We start from the raw sequence: 16,946 nt of genomic DNA on the forward strand, positions 1-16,946 counted from the left end.
CGCCAATGTTACCGGTTACATAAACCGGTAACATGAAAACCCCACTATCGACGACGGCTGCACAAGAAGACAGCCCGGAGGAGCAAAGGATGTTGCAGGCAAATGCTGCCTACGCTGGCCCGCTGATTCAGCTAAACGCGGCAGACAACGTGCTGATCGCCCGCGAAGCGCTGTCGCTCGGGCAATCGGTGTCCGTGGGCGGTGTGACCGTGCGCCTGCGCGCGCAGGTGCCGGCCGGCCACAAGATCGCCGCACGCCGCATCGCGCAGGGCGAGGCCATCCGCAAGTACGACACCATCATCGGCTGCGCCGCGCGTGATATCGAAGCGGGCGAGCACGTCCACACGCACAACGTTGAGCTGATCGACTACGCACGCGACCCTGGTTTCGGCCTCGATGTGCGTCCGGTGGACTACCTCCCCGAAGCTAAGCGCGCCACCTTCCACGGCATCGTCCGGCCGGATGGGCGCGTGGCCACGCGCAACTTCATCGGCATTCTGGCGTCGGTCAACTGCTCGTCCACCGTCATCAAGAACATTGCGGCGTGGTTCACGCCGGAGCGCCTTGCGCCGTTCCCCAATGTGGATGGCGTGGTGGCGTTTGCGCAGACGAGCGGCTGCGGGATGTCGTCGCCGTCGGAACACTTTGATGTGCTGCGACGCACGCTGGCCGGCTATGCGCGGCATCCGAACCTGGCGGGCGTGCTGGTCGTGGGCCTGGGCTGCGAGCGCAACCAGGTGGCCGACCTGATGGCCAGCCAGGGGCTCGAGACCGGCAAGCTGATGCACACGCTGGTGATGCAAGACACCGGTGGCACGCGCGCCACCATCGAAGCGGGCATTACCGCCATCCAGAAGATGCTGCCGGCGGCCAACGACATCGTGCGCCGCCCGGTGTCGGCCAGCCATATCAAGATCGGGCTGGAATGCGGTGGGTCGGATGGTTTCTCGGGCATCACCGCCAATCCGGCACTGGGTGCGGCAATGGACTTGCTGGTGCGCCACGGCGGCACGGCGATCCTGTCGGAAACGCCGGAGATTCATGGCGTGGAAACCATGCTCACGCGCCGTGCGGTTTCGCCGGAAGTCGGCCAGAAGCTGCTCGACCGCCTCGCCTGGTGGGAGAACTACACGCGCGGTCATAACGGCCAGTTCAACGGCGTGGTCGGCCCCGGCAACCAGCAGGGCGGCCTCGCCAACATCTTCGAAAAGTCACTCGGCTCGGCCATGAAGGGCGGCACCACGCCGCTGCAGGCCGTGTACGAATACGCGGAGCCCATCGACCGCGCCGGCTTTGTCTTCATGGATTCGCCGGGCTACGATCCGGTCGCCGTCACCGGCCAGATTGCCAGTGGCGCCAACCTGATCTGCTTCACCACGGGGCGCGGCTCGATGTTCGGCTCCAAGCCCGCACCCACCATCAAGCTCGCCAGCAACACGCCCATGTTCCGCCGGCTTGAGGAAGACATGGACATCAACTGCGGCCGCATTCTCGACGGCGAACGCTCGGTGGAAGAGATGGGCCAGGACATCTTCGAGCACATCCTGCGCACCGCCTCGGGCGAGCGCACCAAGAGCGAACTGCTCGGCCTGGGCGACCACGAGTTTGTGCCTTGGCACATGGGCATCGTGAGTTAGCGCCTCGACTCGAAGGCACGCATCACCTATTACAAAACAGGAGACCAACACCATGCAGGACACACCACAGGGCGGCCAGCGCTCGAAAGTGCGCTGGGCCGTTGCCGGCCTCATGTGGGCGGCGATTGCCATCAACTACATCGACCGCACCGTGCTCTCGGCCGCCGCGCCGCATATCCAGAAGGAATTCCACCTGAGCGCGGTGGAAATGGGCGTCGTCATGTCGGCGTTCTTCTGGTCGTATGCGCTGCTGCAGTTGCCGGCCGGCATTCTGGCCGATCGCTTCGGGCAGAAGAAGGTGCTCGGGTTTGCGGTGCTGTGGTGGTCGCTTGCAACGGCCATCACAGGCTTGGCCACCGGCTTCAAGTCGCTGGTGGGCCTGCGTGTGGCGTTGGGCATTGGTGAAGCGGGTGCCTACCCGAGCAGCGCGGGCATCACCGGGCGCTGGTTCCCCAAGCAGGAACGCGCGACGGTGGCGGCCATTTTCGACAGCGGCTCGAAGCTCGGCAGCGCGGTCGCCTTGCCGCTCATCGCCTGGCTGTTGGTGATGTTCGATTGGAAGATCACCTTTGCGGTAACGGGCGCGCTGGGCATTGTGTGGAGCGTGGTGTGGTGGGCGGTGTTCAAGGAAACGCCCGCCGAGCACAAGGGCGTGAACGCTGCCGAGCTGGCACATATCGAGCGCGGCTTGCCGCCCGCACGTAGCAAGGATGCCCCCAAGGTGCCTTGGACGAAGCTCCTCACGCACCGGAACATCTGGGCGATGTGCATCGGCTTCTTCATGATCAACTACAACTCGTACTTCTTCATCACGTGGCTGCCGACGTACCTCGTCAAGGAGCGCGGCATGGGCCTGATGGAGATGGGCTTCGTGGCGTCGTTGCCGCTGTTCCTGTCGATGTTCGTGGAGGTGTTCGCGGGCTGGGCATCGGATCGCGTGTATGCGTCGGGCAAGCTCTCGCTCACGGCCACGCGCAAGCTGTTTCTGATCATCGGGCTGGTGATGGCGTCGAGCATCGGGCTGGCGGCGTTTGCGCAGTCGGCGGTGGTGGCCGTCATCCTGTTGTGCATCGCCAAGTCGGGGATGACGGTGGCCGCATCGCAGGTGTGGGCGCTGCCGGCAGACGTGGCGCCGGGCAACACGGTGTCGATGGTGGCTGGCTTGCAGAACAGCGTGTCGAACATGGGCGGCGTGGTCGGCCCGATCGTCACCGGTGCCATCGTTGGTGCGACGGGCTCATTCATTCCGGCGCTGGTGTTCTCCGCCGTGCTGATCGGCCTGGCCATCCTCAATTACCTCTTCCTGCTCGGCAAGGTGGAACCCATCACCTTCGAGCCCACTTCCGCAACCGTGAATTCGCATGAGCAACACAATGCAAACGCCCGCGCCTAACCGTTTCAAGGCCGCGCTGGCCGCCAACCAACGTCAGATCGGCTTCTGGCTGGCGATGAGCGATCCGTACCTGGCCGAAGTGAGCGCCACTGCCGGCTTCGACTGGCTGCTGATCGACAGCGAGCACGCCCCCAACGATGTGCGTACGATCCTCGCGCAACTGCAGGCCGTAGCGCCATACCGCGCCGAGCCCATCGTGCGGCCGTACAACGGCGATCCGTCGCTCATCAAGCGCTTGCTCGATATCGGCGCGCGCACGCTGCTGGTACCGATGGTCGACACGGCCGAGCAAGCGCATGAACTCGTGCGTGCGATGCGCTATCCCCCTTACGGCATTCGCGGCGTGGGCAGCGCGGTGGGCCGCGCATCGCGCTGGAGCGCTCGTACCGACTACCTGCAAGTGGCCGATGACGAAGCGTGCTTGCTGGTGCAGGCCGAAACCGTGACCGCGCTGCAGAACCTCGAGGCCATCTGCGCCGTGGATGGCGTGGACGGTGTGTTCATCGGCCCGGCGGATCTGGCGGCATCGATGGGCCATCGCGGCAATGCGAATCACCCGGAGGTGCAGGCCGCCATCGACAACGCCATCCGCACCATCATCGCGTCGGGCAAGGCCGCAGGCACGTTGACCTCCGACCCCGCGCTCGCACGCCACTACCTGGAACTGGGCTGCACGTTTGTGGCCACCGGCGTCGACATCCTGATGTTCGCCAACGGCGCCCGCAAGCTCGCGCGTGAATTCCTGGCGCCGCCGCCGGCAGGCGCTGTCGCTTCTCTCCTCTGATCCTGAACCTGACATGACTCGCAAGACTTACCGGATCGCCGTGATCCCCGGCGATGGCATCGGCCGTGAAGTGATGCCCGAAGGCCTGCGCGTGCTCGAAGCCGCTGCGCGCCGCTTTGGCATCGACATCGAAACCCAGCACATCGAATGGGCCGCCTGCGATTACTACCAGCAACACGGCCAGATGATGCCGGACGACTGGAAGCAGCAACTCCAAGGCATGGACGCCATCCTGTTCGGCGCCGTGGGCTGGCCGCAAACGGTGCCCGATCACGTCTCGCTATGGGGCTCGCTGCTCAAGTTCCGCCGCGAGTTCGACCAGTACATCAACCTGCGCCCGGTGCGCCTGTTTGAAGGCGTGCCGTGCCCGCTGGCCAACCGCAAACCGGGCGACATCGACTACTACGTCGTGCGCGAGAACACCGAGGGCGAGTACACCTCGCTCGGCGGCATCATGTACGAAGGCACCGACCGCGAGATCGTGATCCAGGAGTCGGTCTACTCGCGTCGTGGTGCAGAACGCCTGCTGAAGTTCGCCTTTGACCTTGCGCAGAGCCGCGCCCGCAAGCACGTAACGCTGGCCACCAAGAGCAACGGCATCGCCATCAGCATGCCGTGGTGGGACAAGCGCGCTGACGAAGTCGCGCAGCACTACCCCGACGTTACGCTCGACAAGCAGCACATCGACATCCTGACCGCGCGCTTCGTGCTGCAGCCGGGCCGTTTTGACGTGGTGGCCGCCACCAACCTGTTTGGCGACATTCTCTCGGACCTGGGCCCCGCCACCACCGGCACGATCGGCCTGGCGCCGTCAGCCAACCTGAACCCGGATCGCACGTTCCCCTCGTTGTTCGAGCCGGTGCATGGCTCGGCGCCGGACATCTACGGCAAGAACATCGCCAACCCGATCGCGATGATCTGGTCCGCCGCGCTGATGCTCGACTTCCTGACCGAAGGCCAGGGCGAAGGCCGCGCGGCGCACGACGCCATCGTCGCCGCCATCGAGGGCGTGCTCAAGGATGGCCCGCGCACGCCGGACCTGGGCGGCACCGCCAACACCACGCAGGTGGGCGAGGCGATTGCCGCGCGCCTGGGCTGATCGCATCAAGGAACTGACGATGGCTTTCACTTTTGACCAGCTCCGCCAGATCGGGCTGATCCGCTCCGACAACCTGATCGACGGTCAATGGGTGGCCGGTGCCGACGGCGCACGCTTTGCCGTGACCGACCCAGCCACCGGCAGCATCATCGCCCAGGTGCCCGACAGCAGCGCCGCCGATGCGCGAGCCGCTACGGATGCGGCCGCACGTGCTTTCCCCGCATGGCGCGACACGCTGCCCGCAGAGCGCGCGGCCATCCTGCGCCGCTGGCACGCGGCCATCGTTGCCAATGCCGATGCGCTGGGGCGGCTGATTTCTCTGGAGCAGGGCAAGCCGTTTGCTGAAGGGCGCGGCGAGGTCATGTACGGCGCGTCCTACGTCGCCTGGTTTGCAGACGAGGCCACGCGCATCTATGGCGACCTGATTCCGCAGCAGCAGCGCGGCAAGCGCATGAGCGCCATCAAGGAGCCGGTGGGCATCGTGGCCGCCATCACGCCGTGGAATTTTCCGCTGGCGATGATCGCGCGCAAGATCGCGCCGGCGCTGGCGGCGGGCTGCACCGTGGTCGCCAAGCCGGCAGAAGACACGCCGCTCACGGCGCTTGCCCTGGCACAACTCGCGCAGGAAGCCGGGTTGCCGCCGGGTGTGCTGAACATGATCTCCGCCTCGCGCGATCGCGGTATCGCTGCCGTGGGCGACTGGCTGCAGGACGGCCGCGTGCGCAAGATCACCTTCACGGGTTCCACGCCGGTCGGCAAATACTTCGCTCGTGAATCGGCGGGCACGCTGAAGAAGCTGTCGCTGGAGCTGGGCGGCAACGCGCCGTTCATCGTGTTTGACGACGCGGACCTCGATGCGGCCATTACCGGCCTGCTGGCGGCCAAGTTCCGCAACGGTGGTCAGACTTGCGTGTGCCCGAACCGCGTCTACGTGCAGGCCGGCGTGTACGACCGCTTTGGTGCCATGCTGGCCGAGCGGGTTTCCGCGCTGAAAGTTGCGCCCGCCACCGACCCCGACGCGCAGATCGGCCCGATGATCAACGCCCGCGCCGTCGACAAGATCGCACGCCACGTGCAAGACGCCGTCGCCAACGGCGCGCGTGTGCTCGCGGGCGGCAAGCGCCTGCTGGAAGTTGGTGACCACTTCTACGCGCCCACAGTCCTGGCCGACGCCAACGATGGTATGGCCCTGTGCAGCGAAGAAACCTTCGGCCCCGTCGCGCCGCTGTTCCGCTTTGTTGATGAAGCCGAAGCCGTGCAGGCCGCCAACGACACACCGTTCGGGTTGGCCTCGTACTTCTACACGCAGGACGTCCGCCGGATCGAGCGTGTTTCGCACGCGCTGGAAGCGGGCATCGTCGGCATCAACGAAGGCGCGCTCGCCAGCGAGGCAGCGCCCTTTGGCGGCGTGAAGGAATCGGGCTACGGCCGCGAGGGCTCCAAGTACGGGCTCGACGATTACCTGTCGATCAAGTACCTGTGCCAGGGCGGGCTGAACTAGCGTGCGCTAGCGGGCGCCATCCCAGAAGCGTTGGGCACGGAACGGGCGAACATCCACGGCGGGTGTCTCGCCCGTCATCATTTCTGCAATTAAGCGCCCGGTGATGGGGCCCAACGTCAGACCGTGGTGGGCATGGCCGAATGCGAACCACATGCTCGGGTGGTGCGGCGCCTGCCCGATGATCGGCAGCATGTCGGGCGTACAGGGGCGGGCGCCCATCCACGGCTCGGCATCCGCACGGTCGGCCAGCGGGAAGAGCTTGCGCGCGACAGGCTCGACGGCTTCCAGCTGCACGGGCGTTTTCGGCGCATCGCGGTGCGCGAGTTCTGCGCCCGTGGTCAGGCGGATGCCGCGTGCCATCGGGGCCAGGACGTAACCGCCGTCGGCATCGAGCACCGGGTGGTTCAACTGCGTGCCCGGCGCGGGGGCGTAGTGCATGTGGTAGCCGCGCTTGACGGCCAGCGGCAGGCTGTAGCCCAGGCGCGAGGTGACCACATCCGCCCACGGGCCCATGGCGATGACGACGTTGTCCGCACGCAGCTCGCCCGCCTTGCTGCGCACAAGCCACGGCGCATTGCTGGTGAGCGAGTTCGCATCGCCTTCAAACAGCTGGCCGCCAATCAGCTCGAAATACTTCGCATACGCTGTCACCAGCGCATTGGGGTCGCTTACGGAATCGGCTTCCGTATAGCGCAGGCCGCCCAGCAGCGACGGGTCCAGGTGCGGCTCAACCGTGCGCAGGCGTGCGGGGTCCAGCGTTTCAAAGGCGACGCCGTATTCGCGCTGCCAGCGCTCGACGGCGCGGGTTTCTTCATCCTGCGTGGCCGCGTTGCGGAAGACCTTGATCCAGCCGCTCGGGCGGATCAGGTCTGTGGCGCCCGCAGCCTCAGCCAGTGCGCGATGCTCGCTCACGCTGTGCGCGATGAGCGGTGCATATGCCCGTGCGATGGCGGCGTGCCGGCTCGGATGCGAGTTGCGCCAGTAGCGCCACAGAAAGGGCAGCAGCCTGGGCAGATCACCCGGGTGGTAGTGCACGTCTGCCGACGTATTGCTTGCGTAGCGCAGCAGCGTCGACAGGTCACGCGGGAAGGCATACGGATAGACGCCCTCGCGCTGGATCAGCCCGGCATTGCCGAACGACGTCTCAAAGCCCGGCGCCCGGCGATCAACCAGGGCGACGGCGCGCCCGCGCTGCTGCAGGTGCACCGCCACCGATACGCCGACGATGCCGGCACCCAGCACGATGGTGTCAAAACGCATGGTGTGTCCAGCCTTCTCGCTTTAGCCCTTGGCCAGTGCCGTGACGGCGATTTCCACGTCAATGCCCGGACGCATCAGGCCCGACTGCACGCAGGCGCGCGTGGGCGCGTGGCCGGCCGGCACCCAGGCTTCCCACGCGGCGTTCAGCTCGGCGAAGTGCTTGGCGTCGGTCAGCCAGATGTTGGCGGAGATCAGCCGCGTCTTGTCGACACCGGCTTCGGCCAGCAGCGTGTCGATGCGCGCGAGGATGTTGTTGGTCTGCTCGGTCACCGGCTTGAAGTCGAACGCGGCGTCGGGCACTTGGCCGGCCAGATGCACGATGCCGTTGGCGATCACGATCTGGCTCATGCGGGCGTTGGTGTGGAAGCGTTGGATGTCGGACATGTTGGGGTCGGGGGTGAGGGGGAAAGACTGTCGATGGTAGCGCGCTTGCCGGGGTTGCGTCCGGTACAGCCGGCCGGGTTGCCCTATGCAAAATGATCCGCCCCCTATGTGCGGCAGACATGCCTAGCAGGTCACGTGGGCATTTGTCGAGAAAGACCGGTCCGGTACAACAGTAAGATTATTGAAAATCTGATTTAAGCAAACTTGATTCTGGCGGAAAGCTATGCTGGTATTGGGTTTGCGGAATATGTGAGGCAGATTTAAATATCTCCCCCCGCCTGTGGGGAGCGTGCGCTTTTTGCCCGATGACACAATCGCCGGAAAACCGGAAACTGCGGCCTTGACGGCACTCGAAACCATTGCAGATCCGGACGGGGGAACTTCATGCAGGGAAGTTGGATTGCAATCTCCGCAGCGCGCGCGCGAGCGCATCGGCTGTATGGCGTGCGGGGTTGGCTGGTGACACTGTTGTGGTTGAACACGCTGCCGGTGCTGGTGATCGTGCTGGGCGTGGCCGCGGTCCTGATGCTTGGGAAGATGGCCGGCGGCTCGGACAAGCCGCTGCTGGTGCTTCCGGGGCTGGTTCTTCCATTCGGGTTGGTGGTCATGGCGTTTTTGCGCGTGCGCTGGTTTCCCCCGGTTTGGTTGGGGTACTGCCTGCTGCAGGTGGTGGCCGCGCTGGCCATGAGCGGTGGGATCAAGACGTGGGCCGCGCAAACAACAGGCGATGCGATGGGCGGTCTGCCGATGCTGCTGTTGCTGGCGTCGGACATGCTGATACCGATTGGAACCGTGGCCTATCTCGCCCGTTCACGCCGCGTGCGCGTGACCTACCGGCACGAGGTGCGAGCGATGGATCCGGCTGCAGCGCCGGCGGTATTCGACAAGCCTAACCCGAACGACACGCCCACCGACGCCACTGACCACGCGCGCGAGCGCGCCGCGTTGCGCCGCGTGACGCAGGAACTGAGTTCCGGTGTGCTGGACACGCAGACGTGGATGCAGGTGATGCGCCATCACGCCGATGCCACCGACAGCACGCGCACCGCCGCCTACGTGCGTGCACGCATGGCGGTGCTGTGTCCGCCGGCACATGTGCATCCGCCGCTGGTGCGCACGCTTGCGTCGGGCCTGGGTGCGCTGCTCGTCAGCCTTGTCGCGGCGGGTCTGTTGGCGGCCGCGGTGATTGCGCTGGCGCTGCGCGTGCCCGGTGACGCCTCTGAGCTTCTCGAAGCCGGGGTCACCGTAGCGCTGACGCTGTGTTGGTTGGTGGGCCTGTTTGCCGGCGCCCGCTTCCTGCAACGCGTCGCCTGATCCGACCGCTACTGTTTGGCCGTCGGCGGCGTAGCGGGGTGGGTCCAGTCGCCGCCCACGGCCTTGACGAGGAACACGCTGGTCGTCAGTTGCTGCCCCAGGATCTGCACGGCCGTGCGCTGGTTGTTCAACAGCGATTGCTGCGCGGTGATCACGTCCAGCGAAGTCGCCAGCCCGCCTTCATACCGCACGCTGGCGATGTCGTAGACCTTGCGGGCACTCTCCACAGCGTTGCGCGCCTGCGTGGCGGCACGGTCGAGTGATTGCAGCCCGGCCAATCCATCCTCCACTTCCTGCAGCGCGCCCAGCACCGTTTGCCGATAGTTGGCAATCGAGCCCTGGTAACCCGCGTTGGCAAAGTCCACACGCGCGCTTGTGCGGCCGGCGTCGAATACCGTCTGCGCGATCTGCGTGCCGAATGACCACAGCAACGTGGGCGCACTGAACAGCAGCGCGAGATCACGGCTTTCCCAGCCGGCGCCGCCGCCCAGCATCACGCTGGGGAAGAACGCAGCGCGTGCTACGCCCACCTGTGCGTTGGCGGCGGCGGCACCGCGTTCGGCAGCGGCTACGTCGGGGCGGCGTTCAATGACGTCGGACGGCAGCGCTACCGGAATCGCGGGTGGCATCCCTGCCAGCGGTACGGGGTCGATGTGGAAAGCGGGGGCCGGCGTGCCGACCAGCGTAGCCAGCGCATGCTCATACTGCGCACGCTGTTTGGTCAGCAGTTCTGCCTGCGTGGCGGTGCTGTCGACCAGCGCTTGCTGTTGCGCGAGATCCAGCCCAGATGCCACGCCGTCCTGATGCCGTGAGGTGACGAAATCGAGCGCCTTGCGCTGCAGGGCAAGCCCTTCCTGCACGACGGCGATTTCCGCATCGGTCTCGCGCAGGTTGTACCAGGTTGTGGCCACTTGCGCGGTGAGCAGCAGGCGGAAGTTTTCCAGGTTGGCCGCGGCTTGTTGTTCGCTGGCTGTGGCGTTGGCAACAGTGTTGCGCACGCGGCCGAACAGATCGGCTTCGTAGCTCACGTCGGCGCGCAGTACCAGGTCGTTCTGCACCGTCGACATGGTCGGGCTGCTGTACGACGCGAGCGGCCGGAAGGCGGACGTGCGCGTGCGCGAATCGTTGCTGCTGGCCGTGACGGTGGGCAGCAGGCTGGCGCGCGCCACACGTGTGAGCGCCTGGGCTTGCTCCAGGTTGGTCAGTGCCACCTTGAGCGATTGGTTCTCGCGTAGGGCCTGATCGATCAGCTTGTCGAGCTGCGGATCATTGAAGTGCTGCCACCACGGGCCTTTGGGTGCGGCGTCGGCGGGTTGCGCGGCGCGCCAGGGCGCTTCGGTCTGCCAGTGCGCGGGCACGTCCATGGCCGGGCGCTCGTAGTGCGGCGCCAGCGAGCACCCTGCCAGCAGGGCGGCTAGCACCGCTACCGGCGTTGTTGGACGCAGTGTGGTCATGATGCGCGCGGCGCGGACGCCGCAGGCGAGGAGGCGGGAGCGGCACCAGGCGCTGGCTTCACGATGGTCACTGCCTCGCCCTGTTCGATGGAATCGGCCGGGTTGAGGATCAGCGCATCGTCGTGCTTCAGGCCGGAAAGGATCTCCACCGTGCGGCCGAAATCGCGGCCAATGTTGACTGGGCGCAGGTCCACGCGGCCGTTCTCCGCCACCGCAATGCGCGGGCCTTCCTTGCGGAACAGCAGCGTGTTGGTCGGCACGATGAACGACGTCGGCGCATCGCCAGCCGCCCCGGTCTTGCCGGCAACCGCCACCTGCACATACGCGCCGGGCATCAGGCGACCATCCTTGTTGGGCAACTGCACCTCGACCTGCATGGTGCGCGTGGCCGTATCAATGGCGCCGGAAGCGCGCGCGATGGTGCCGTGGAAGGTCTGCCCCGGCATTTCGGCCAGCGTGACGGCCACGTCCTGGCCGACCTTTACCTGCTGCGAATACGCCTGCGGTACGTACAGGTAGATGCGCAGCGGGTCGGTCTGCGCCAGCGTGAACAGCTCGCGGTTGGCACCGGCGTTTCCGGCGTTGACCAGCGCGCCCACATCGACATTGCGCTTGGTGACGACACCTGCAAACGGTGCCACCACACGGCGGAAGCCTTGCAGCTCCTGCAGGCGGCGCACGTTGGCTTCAGCGGCGGCCAGGTCGGCCTGGGCCTGGTTGGCGGCGCTGGTGCGTTCATCCAACTCTTGTTGCGAGACGGCGTCTTTCTGGCGCAGGTTCTGCCAGCGCGTGAGCGATGTCTGTGCCAGTGAGCGGCGTGCGGCGGCCTGGTTGCGTGCGGCCTGGGCCTGGTTCAGTTCCTGGTCCACTTCCGGCGTGTCGAGCAGGGCCAGCACTTCACCTTTGTCGACATGCGCGCCGATGTCCTTGAACCAGCGCAGCACATAGCCGTTGGTGCGTGCATAGATGGGTGACTCCACAAAGCCCTGGAGTGTGCCGGGCAGCGTCAGATCGCGGCTGGCGTTGGCGGGTTTGGGCGCGGTGGTATTGACGTAGCGGCTGGTTTGCGCAGCCACTTGGCGCTCCAGTGCGTGCGCGTTGTAGTAGCGGCCGACCAGCGTGCGTGCAGCGCCCAGCGCCAGCAGCACTGCCACGACAATGACGACCCAGCGCGCACGTCGCATGGCGCGGCCGCGGTCCACTTGCTCGATCGGATCAACGGTGACGACGTGATGCGGCGGGCCGTCGGCCATGTGTCCGGAATGGTGTCCGGAAGGGGTTCCCGATACTTGCTCAGACATGTCCTTCGCTTCCCCGTAAGTCAGTACCACGCCGTGCGGCGCGCCGCTGCAATCTGTTGTGCACGCTGGCAAACACCACCGGAACAAAGAAGAGTGTCGATACGGTCGCAAACAGCAGGCCACCGATCACCGCGCGGCCCAGCGGCGCGTTTTGTTCTGCGCCTTCGCCCAGGCCCAGCGCCATCGGCACCATGCCGATAATCATCGCCAAGGCAGTCATCAGCACCGGGCGCAGGCGGGTGGCGCCGGCTTCCAGCGCGGCCTGCACCGGGGCAATGCCTTCTGCCAACCGCTCGCGTGCAAATGAGATCAGCAGAATCGAGTTGGCCGTTGCCACCCCCATCGTCATGATCGCGCCCGTGAGCGACGGCACCGACAGCGTCGTGCCCGTCACGAACAGCATCCACGCAATGCCCGCCAGCGCCGCCGGCAGGGCGGTCACGATGATGAGCGGGTCGATCCACGACTGGAAGTTCACCACGATCAGCAGGTAGACCAGCACGATGGCCATCACCAGTCCGACGCCCAGGCCCACGAAGGACGACTCCATCGTCTGCACCTGGCCGCGGATGGTCACCTGTGCGCCGCGCGGCAGCTTGGGGCGGATATCGTCGACGGCCTTCTGGACTTCCTTGGCGACGGCGCCCAGGTCGCGGCCTTGCACGGACGCGTACACATCCACCACCGGCGTGATGTCGTAGTGCGAGACCACCTGCGGTTGCACGCCGGGGCTTACCTGCACGAGGTTGCCCAGCAGTTGCGGGCCGCCAGCCTGCGCGGTACCCCCGCGCGAGCCTGCTACCGGCGTGCGCAGCAGCGCATCGAGCGAATCCACGCGGTATTGCGGGCTCGTGACGGCCACCTGATACACCACACCGTTGATCGGGTTGAGCCAGAACGTGGGCGAGGTCTGGAAGCTGGAGCTGAGCGACACGAGCAGGTTCTGCGCCACGTCACGCCCTTCCAGGCCGACCTGCTGGATGCGGGTGCGGTCCATGTTCAGCGCCAGCGTGGGCTGGTCGAAGCGCTGGTGCACGTGCGTATCCACCGCGCCCGGAATCTGCTTGATGCGGTTGGCCAGAATGCCGGCCAACTGCTGATTGGTCGCCACATCCGCGCCCGAGAACTGCACGTCGATCGCCGAGGGCAGACCGAAGTTCAGGATCTGGCTGACGATGTCCGCCGGCTGGAAGGCAAACTCCACGCCGGGAAAACGCTTGGGCAGTTCTTCACGCAGGCGGCTGACATAGACGGCACTGGGTTTGCGTTCACCCTCGCGCAGGGCGATCAGGATTTCGCCATCCAGCGTGCCGATCGTGCCGGCGTTGCTGTACGACAGGTTGATGCCCGAGTTCGGCACGCCCAGGTTGTCGAGGATGGTGGTCAGCTCGTTTTTGGGGATGATCTCGCGGATGGCAGCTTCCACCTCGTCGGCCAAGCGCGCAGTTTCTTCAATGCGCAGGCCGGACGGTGCACGCATGTGCAGGCGGATCTGCCCTGCATCCACATCGGGGAAGAAGTCGCGCCCCAGCACCAGGTACAGCGCGCACGACGCCACACAAAAGCCAAGGAACGACAGCGCAAACGCGCGGCGGCGCTCCAGCAGCCCGCCGAGGATGGCCGCGTAGTTGCCGCGCATGTGCTCGAACTGCGCGTTGAACCCCTTGTAGATGCGGCTGAAGGTGCTCGGTTTGGCGTCGGGCTTCTTGGTGTCTTGCGTGTGGCCGGTCATCAGCATCATCACCAGCGTCGGCACCAGCGTGCGCGAGAGCACGTACGACGCCAGCATCGCGAAGATCACCGCTTCGGCCATCGGCACGAACAGGTAACGCGCCACGCCAGTGAGGAAGAACATCGGCACGAACACGATGCAGATACAGATCGTGGACACGAAGGCCGGCACGGCAATCTCGGCCGCACCATCCAGAATGGCCGTGATCGGGTCTTTGCCCTCGTGCAAGTGGCGCTCGATGTTCTCGATGGTGACGGTGGCGTCGTCCACCAAGATCCCCACCGCCAGTGCCAGGCCGCCCAGCGTCATCAGGTTGATGGTCTCGCCAATCAGGTGCAGCACGATGATCGACGACAGGATCGACAGCGGAATCGACACCGCAATGATGGCCGTGCTGCGCCAGTTGCCGAGGAACAGCAGGATCATGGCGGCCGTCAGACACGCGGCGATCAGCGCCTCGCGAATCACGCCCTCGATGGCGGCCTTCACGAACAGCGACTGGTCAAACAGCGGCGTGATCTTCAGGTCTTGCGGCAGGGCCGCCTCCGCCGCGGGCAGCAGCTTGTAGATGTTGTTGACGATATCCAGCGTGGATGCGCCGCCATTCTTGAGAATGGAGAGCAGCACGCCGCGCTGGCCGTCCTGGCGCACCACGTTGGTCTGCGGCGAGAATCCATCGCGCACGTTGGCCACGTCGCCAAGGTAGAGCGTTGCGCCGTTGCTGGTCTTGACCGGAATGGCGTTGAGCGCCGCGATGCTGCCCGGTGTGCCGTTGAGCGTGACGCCGTATTCCGTGGCGTCGATCTTCTGTGTGCCGGCCGGCAGGATCAGGTTTTGCGCGCCCACCGCGTTGACGATGTCCACGGGCGAGAGGCCCTGTGCCAGCAGCTTCTGCGTATCGAGATCGACCGTGATCTGCCGGCTCTTGCCGCCGTACGGAAATGGCACGGCAATGCCCGGCACGGTAATCAGGCGCGGGCGCAGGAAGTTCAGCGCCGTGTCATTGAGTTCCTGCTCCGACAGGGTGTTGGACGACAGCCCCAATTGCAGGATCGGAATGCTCGACGCCGAATACTTGATCACCAGCGGCGGCGTGGTGCCCGGCGGCAGCTGGCGCACCTGCGCCTGCGTGCTCGCCACGATCTGCGCCAGCGCCGTCTGGATGTTGGCGTTGGGCTGGAAGAAGACCTTGATGATGGAGATGCCGCCCAGCGACTGCGACTCGATGTGCTCGATGTCGTTGACGGTGGTGGTGAGGCTGCGCTCCGTCACGGAGACGATGCGATCGGCCATCTCCTTGGCGGGCAGGCCGTTGTAGCTCCAGATGATGCTGGCGACCGGAATGTCGATTTCCGGAAAGATGTCCGTTGGCGTACGCATGAGCGTAAACGGCGTTGCCAGCAGGATCAGCAGCGCAAGGACGATGAACGTCAGCGGCCTTCGCAGCGCGAGTTGGACAATCCACATGGAAGCGTTTCAGAACCGCGAAGCGTTGACGGGGGCGACGACTGTTCGAGGAAGACCCGAGCGGGCAGCGACCAACAATTCTAGCGCCGGGACTGTTCGATCAGAATGTTTTGATGATCAGACATTATTACAGTGCATAACGGCGGCTGCCCGGGCAACTTAAGGGCCTTGGCAGACATGCGCGGCAAGCCGCAGATGCCGCGCGGCTTTTGGCGCCATACCCGACATCACGTGCTGCGTCGCCGCAGGTGCGCCCCAAATCGCGCGATAATGCCAAGCTTTCCCGCATTTCTTTCGCCCCCGCCCGCCATGACCGGATTGACCACCGCCCTCCTGCACGCCGACCGCGAAGCCGGCTCTGAGCACTATGCCGTCCACAAGCCCCTGCATACGTCCACCACGTATGGCTATACGGACACGCGCGAGCTGATCGACGTGTTCCAGGGCAAGCCCGGCTATACCTACGCGCGCCAGGGCAACCCGACCACGGCGGCGCTGGAAGCCAAGATCACGATGATGGAAGACGGTCTGGCCACTGCGTGCTTCGCCACTGGCATGGCCGGTATCGTCGCAGTGTTTTCGACCATGCTGCGCGCGGGCGATCACGTGGTCTCCAGCGCCTTCCTGTTCGGCAACACCAACAGCGTGTTCGAGACGCTGCGCCACATGGGCGTGGAGGTGACGTTTGTTGATGCCACCTCGGCACAGGCCGTGGCGGATGCCGTGCAGCCGAACACGCGCCTCGTCTTTGTGGAGACCATCGCCAACCCGCGCACGCAGGTGGCTGACCTCAAGGGCATCGGCGACATCTGCAAAGCGCGTGGCCTGCTGTACGTGATCGACAGCACGATGACCTCGCCGTGGCTGTTCCGCGGCCGTGATGCGCAGGCGAGCCTCGTGGTGCATTCGCTGTCCAAGTACATCGGCGGGCACGGCAACGCGCTGGGCGGCGCGGTGGTCGACACCGGCCTGTTCGACTGGACGACGTATCCGAACATCTTCCCGGCCTATCGCAAGGCCAAGCCGGAAATGCAGGGCATCCAGCAGATCCGCAAGAAGGGCCTGCGCGACCAGGGCGCTACGCTCATCGCTGATGCCGCACACCGCATTGCCGTGGGCGCCGAAACGATGGCCCTGCGCGTGGACCGTACCTGCAGCAACGCGCTGGCGCTGGCCCGCACGCTGGCGGCACACCCGAAGGTGGCGCGCGTGTACTACCCCGGCCTGCCCGAGCACCCCGAACACGCTCGCGCCACCGAGCTGTTCCGCCACTACGGCGGCCTGCTGAGCTTCGAGCTGGTGGAAGGCGCGGACTATGTCGACATGCTCAACCACCTGCGCTACGCCGTACGCGCCACCCACCTGGGCGACACGCGCACGCTGGTGATTCCCGTTGCGCCGACCATCTACTGGGAAATGGGCGCCGAGCGCCGCGCCTCGATGGGCATTGCCGATTCGCTGGTGCGCGTGTCGGTTGGTATTGAGGATGAGGCCGACCTGCTGGCCGACTTCACGCAGGCGCTGGATTCGACGACAGTCAGCTAAATCGACGGTTCGGTTTCTGTTTTTCGGCCCGCCCACTCCTGCAGTGGGCGGGCCTTTTCATTGGGTGTCGGCAAA

General features: G+C 65.6%; 12 protein-coding genes. 7 read left to right on the forward strand and 5 right to left on the reverse strand.

Annotated elements, in window-relative coordinates; all coding sequences use genetic code 11:
- The first annotated feature begins 89 nt into the window (after positions 1-89).
- The 5 genes from PI87_RS05090 to PI87_RS05110 are packed head-to-tail and all read left to right on the forward strand — an operon-like array spanning position 90 to position 6,414.
- Positions 90-1,637 carry a UxaA family hydrolase gene (locus tag PI87_RS05090; RefSeq protein WP_039596606.1) on the forward strand — a complete coding sequence of 516 codons (1,548 nt, stop codon included), beginning with the start codon at positions 90-92 and terminating at the stop codon, positions 1,635-1,637.
- Positions 1,638-1,689: 52 nt separating this feature from the next.
- The gene (locus tag PI87_RS05095) at positions 1,690-3,030 is read left to right on the forward strand and encodes an MFS transporter (protein ID WP_039596607.1); all 1,341 of its coding nucleotides are present in this window, start codon (positions 1,690-1,692) and stop codon (positions 3,028-3,030) included.
- Positions 2,999-3,814 carry a 4-hydroxy-2-oxoheptanedioate aldolase gene (hpaI, locus tag PI87_RS05100; RefSeq protein WP_039596608.1) on the forward strand — a complete coding sequence of 272 codons (816 nt, stop codon included), beginning with the start codon at positions 2,999-3,001 and terminating at the stop codon, positions 3,812-3,814. Before PI87_RS05095 ends, hpaI begins: the two co-directional genes overlap by 32 nt.
- A 13-nt stretch (positions 3,815-3,827) precedes the next feature.
- A complete protein-coding gene (locus PI87_RS05105) occupies positions 3,828-4,913 on the forward strand; it encodes a tartrate dehydrogenase (RefSeq protein WP_039596609.1) in 1,086 nt (361 codons plus the stop codon).
- A 19-nt stretch (positions 4,914-4,932) separates the two neighbouring features.
- Complete coding sequence (locus PI87_RS05110; RefSeq protein WP_039596869.1) at positions 4,933-6,414, forward strand: NAD-dependent succinate-semialdehyde dehydrogenase; 1,482 nt, start codon at positions 4,933-4,935, stop codon at positions 6,412-6,414.
- 6 nt (positions 6,415-6,420) lie between these two features.
- Here PI87_RS05110 and PI87_RS05115 read toward each other — a convergent pair whose 3' ends face one another.
- Positions 6,421-7,674 (reverse strand): NAD(P)/FAD-dependent oxidoreductase, encoded by a 1,254-nt coding sequence (locus tag PI87_RS05115; RefSeq protein ID WP_039596610.1) that lies wholly within the window; start codon positions 7,672-7,674, stop codon positions 6,421-6,423.
- A gap of 21 nt (positions 7,675-7,695) precedes the next feature.
- Complete coding sequence (locus PI87_RS05120; RefSeq protein WP_039596611.1) at positions 7,696-8,058, reverse strand: RidA family protein; 363 nt, start codon at positions 8,056-8,058, stop codon at positions 7,696-7,698.
- A gap of 384 nt (positions 8,059-8,442) precedes the next feature.
- Here PI87_RS05120 and PI87_RS05125 point away from each other — a divergent pair, with 384 nt between their 5' ends.
- Positions 8,443-9,372 (forward strand): hypothetical protein, encoded by a 930-nt coding sequence (locus PI87_RS05125; protein WP_039596612.1) that lies wholly within the window; start codon positions 8,443-8,445, stop codon positions 9,370-9,372.
- An 8-nt stretch (positions 9,373-9,380) separates the two neighbouring features.
- On the opposite strand, the gene PI87_RS05130 is transcribed toward PI87_RS05125, so the two are convergent.
- The 3 genes from PI87_RS05130 to PI87_RS05140 are packed head-to-tail and all read right to left on the reverse strand — an operon-like array spanning position 9,381 to position 15,326.
- On the reverse strand, positions 9,381-10,826 hold the full coding sequence (locus PI87_RS05130) for an efflux transporter outer membrane subunit (RefSeq protein WP_039596613.1): 1,446 nt from the start codon (positions 10,824-10,826) through the stop codon (positions 9,381-9,383).
- A complete protein-coding gene (locus tag PI87_RS05135; RefSeq protein ID WP_039596614.1) occupies positions 10,823-12,127 on the reverse strand; it encodes an efflux RND transporter periplasmic adaptor subunit in 1,305 nt (434 codons plus the stop codon). The genes PI87_RS05130 and PI87_RS05135 overlap by 4 nt, the downstream gene beginning before the upstream one ends.
- Positions 12,120-15,326: an efflux RND transporter permease subunit gene (locus PI87_RS05140; RefSeq protein ID WP_039596615.1), complete on the reverse strand. Its 3,207-nt coding sequence runs from the start codon at positions 15,324-15,326 to the stop codon at positions 12,120-12,122. Before PI87_RS05140 ends, PI87_RS05135 begins: the two co-directional genes overlap by 8 nt.
- A gap of 270 nt (positions 15,327-15,596) precedes the next feature.
- On the opposite strand from PI87_RS05140, the gene PI87_RS05145 reads away from it, so the two are divergent.
- Complete coding sequence (locus tag PI87_RS05145; protein ID WP_442965455.1) at positions 15,597-16,871, forward strand: cystathionine gamma-synthase family protein; 1,275 nt, start codon at positions 15,597-15,599, stop codon at positions 16,869-16,871.
- The last annotated feature ends 75 nt before the right edge of the window (positions 16,872-16,946 follow it).

It is taken from the genome of Ralstonia sp. A12, from assembly GCF_000801955.1.
In the GTDB taxonomy this organism is placed as follows: Bacteria; Pseudomonadota; Gammaproteobacteria; order Burkholderiales; family Burkholderiaceae; genus Ralstonia.

Bases quoted from the DNA above. Each gene is read 5' to 3' on its own strand.
- PI87_RS05090 (WP_039596606.1), top strand. From the start codon at position 90: ATGTTGCAGGCAAATGCTGCCTACGCTGGCCCGCTGATTCAGCTAAAC.
- PI87_RS05095 (WP_039596607.1), top strand. From the start codon at position 1,690: ATGCAGGACACACCACAGGGCGGCCAGCGCTCGAAAGTGCGCTGGGCC.
- hpaI (WP_039596608.1), top strand. From the start codon at position 2,999: ATGAGCAACACAATGCAAACGCCCGCGCCTAACCGTTTCAAGGCCGCG.
- PI87_RS05105 (WP_039596609.1), top strand. From the start codon at position 3,828: ATGACTCGCAAGACTTACCGGATCGCCGTGATCCCCGGCGATGGCATC.
- PI87_RS05110 (WP_039596869.1), top strand. From the start codon at position 4,933: ATGGCTTTCACTTTTGACCAGCTCCGCCAGATCGGGCTGATCCGCTCC.
- PI87_RS05115 (WP_039596610.1), bottom strand. From the start codon at position 7,674: ATGCGTTTTGACACCATCGTGCTGGGTGCCGGCATCGTCGGCGTATCG.
- PI87_RS05120 (WP_039596611.1), bottom strand. From the start codon at position 8,058: ATGTCCGACATCCAACGCTTCCACACCAACGCCCGCATGAGCCAGATC.
- PI87_RS05125 (WP_039596612.1), top strand. From the start codon at position 8,443: ATGCAGGGAAGTTGGATTGCAATCTCCGCAGCGCGCGCGCGAGCGCAT.
- PI87_RS05130 (WP_039596613.1), bottom strand. From the start codon at position 10,826: ATGACCACACTGCGTCCAACAACGCCGGTAGCGGTGCTAGCCGCCCTG.
- PI87_RS05135 (WP_039596614.1), bottom strand. From the start codon at position 12,127: ATGTCTGAGCAAGTATCGGGAACCCCTTCCGGACACCATTCCGGACAC.
- PI87_RS05140 (WP_039596615.1), bottom strand. From the start codon at position 15,326: ATGTGGATTGTCCAACTCGCGCTGCGAAGGCCGCTGACGTTCATCGTC.
- PI87_RS05145 (WP_442965455.1), top strand. From the start codon at position 15,597: ATGCCAAGCTTTCCCGCATTTCTTTCGCCCCCGCCCGCCATGACCGGA.